Below are 1846 nucleotides of genomic sequence, written 5' to 3'. Positions count from 1 at the left end.
ATCTGTAGGGGTGCCCCTGTCTTGTCTTGACGCACACAACCGGGAGGAAACCTCCCGGTCGATGCATCGCTGACTGAAACACATGCGGTAGGCGAGCAAAGCGAGACGTGTCGCTAGACGGAAACCTCCGCGTGATTTCAGTCGCTCTCTTGTCGTTTTTTTATGCGGGGGGAACCCTAGACATAAAAACGCCGCTTGTGGGTACCCTCAGATCTACGATTCTACTAATATATATACTTATACATTTACCCAGATCGAAACAAACCCAGAGATTCTGGACAATTACTCTACCTGAACAGGCAAAGCAAAGATCGAGAACCTCCAGGCTTGCGATCGAGACATCTCACCTATTTATGATGAGATTGGCAATCGGCTCTCCAGACTAGGAAAGGGAGTTGATTGCGTAGTCGAGAAGAGCATTGTATTCAACCAATGCTTGAGCGGACATGTCGCGAGGAGCGCAACCGCGATTGCGAGCGAAGCTCAAAGCTTCAACGTAAGGAGCGGTAGGTAGGCTCAATGCACGGTAAACTTCACGTTGACCGGCAATACCCCATTCGTCCAAAGGGCCAGTACCGCCAACAACTAGGCAGTATTGAACTAAACGGAGGTAGTGCTTGATGTCACGAGCACATTTAGCTTTGAAAGTAGCGTTGGAGTTCGCTTGACCGGCATCATTGAGGTAAGGATACTTTTTGATGCAAGCATCGTAAGCTTCTGTAGCAACGCTGTCGAGGTTAGCAGCTAATTTCTCAGCAGCTTCCAAGCGTGCGGTCGCACGTTGAATCGAACCTTGTACTGACTCTAGATCCGAGGTGCTAGGAAAACGACCTGCTGCATCAGCAGAGGCAATTGCGGTAGTAACGACTGATTTCATTTCTTAAAAATCTCCCAATGTTTATAGATAGAGTACTGATTGTCGATCGATCTGCTTACAAATTGGCTATCGACTAGCTCAAAGCAGAGATGACGCGATCGAAGTAGCTGGAAGCTTCAGCAACCAGAGTAGCGCAACGATCCTCTACCACAGTGGTACCCATTTTGCGGAGTCTTGCACCAGCAAAAGATTCGCTAGGATTGTCTTGAATGTGAGCGGCAGCTTGTGCTTTCATGATTTGAACGGCACGAACGGTCGAAGTAGTCGGTACGCCTAAAGCTGCGTAAGTTTCTTTCAAACCATTCAAGCAACGATCGTCGAGGACGGAAGCATCGCCAGCCAAGAGAGCGTAAGTAACATAACGCAGAATGATTTCAGCATCGCGGAGGCAAGCAGCCATGCGACGGTTAGGGTAGCAGTTACCACCAGCTTGGATCAAACCTTGGTTCTCGCAAATCATCCCAGCAACTGCGTCGGAAACCATACAGCTAGCGTTGGAAGCGATCGCGTTTACTGCGTCTAGACGACGGTTGCCACTAGCAACGAAGGCTTTGAGGGCACTGAGGTCGGCGACAGTAGAAGTGCTGGCATCTGCTGCAACCACAGCTTTAGAAAAAGCGTCAAGCATGTTGCTCTCCTTAATATATTGACTATTTGTAAAAGGCGTTTGTCTATGTCAAAGCAAGACAAGATACAACATAAAAGATCGGCGGCGATCGAGTCTCATTTATGAAAAACAAAGCAATGTTTCTTTACAATCGGCTACTGGTGCTCGCAAATCGGGATGGAGGCAAGTCATGACTCGCCTCCACCCCGCTTGGAGGATAATAATCGCCAGAACTGGGTGCGTTCAGATCGGAATCTGCGAGAATTGGAACATACAATCTAAATTTTAGGAAACTCATAAATTATGGCAGAAGGATCGGAAAACTACGCCCAGGAACTCGCAGAGACGATCGCCGAATTCGA

General features: G+C 48.3%; 2 protein-coding genes. Both read right to left on the bottom strand.

Annotated elements, in window-relative coordinates:
* Positions 1–382 precede the first annotated feature (382 nt).
* Positions 383–877, bottom strand: a complete 495-nt coding sequence (locus RMO84_RS14475; RefSeq protein WP_310489151.1) for a bleomycin hydrolase — start codon at positions 875–877, stop codon at positions 383–385.
* A 73-nt stretch (positions 878–950) separates the two neighbouring features.
* Positions 951–1505 carry a C-phycoerythrin subunit beta gene (gene cpeB / locus RMO84_RS14470; RefSeq protein WP_310489150.1) on the bottom strand — a complete coding sequence of 185 codons (555 nt, stop codon included), beginning with the start codon at positions 1503–1505 and terminating at the stop codon, positions 951–953.
* Between the last annotated feature and the right edge of the window lie 341 nt (positions 1506–1846).

The sequence above is a fragment of the Chamaesiphon sp. VAR_69_metabat_338 genome, assembly GCF_031423935.1.
GTDB lineage: Bacteria > Cyanobacteriota > Cyanobacteriia > Cyanobacteriales > Chamaesiphonaceae > Chamaesiphon.
Note: the sequence above shows the minus strand (reverse complement) of the source record. Positions and strands in the feature narration are given on the sequence as shown.